The organism is Microbacterium sp. Soil_C_42 (assembly GCF_057656735.1).
Genome location: NZ_JBDGJU010000094.1, coordinates 1 through 278, shown reverse-complemented (window position 1 = coordinate 278; position 278 = coordinate 1). Strand labels below are relative to the sequence as shown.

1 pseudogene is annotated in these 278 nt (G+C 82.4%); it reads left to right on the top strand.

What is annotated here, in order from left to right:
• Positions 1-278, top strand: a pseudogene (locus AC3A46_RS19545) (translation initiation factor IF-2); the annotation flags it as partial.

Genomic DNA, 278 nt, shown 5'->3' with positions numbered 1-278 from the left:
CCGCGCCCGGCGCCCCCAAGCCCGGCCCCGCCGCCGCGACTCCCCAGCCGCCGCGTCCGGGTGGCACCCCGCGTCCCGGCAACAACCCCTTCGCGTCCTCGCAGGGCATGGGCCAGCGTCCCGCGGGCCCCCGTCCGGGCAACAACCCCTTCGCGTCGGCGCAGGGCATGGGCCAGCGCCCGAGCCCCGGCAACATCCCGCGTCCCCAGGCTCCGCGCCCGGGTGCCCCCCGCCCCGGCGCTCCGCGTCCGGGTGGTGCGGGTCGCCCCGGTGGCGGC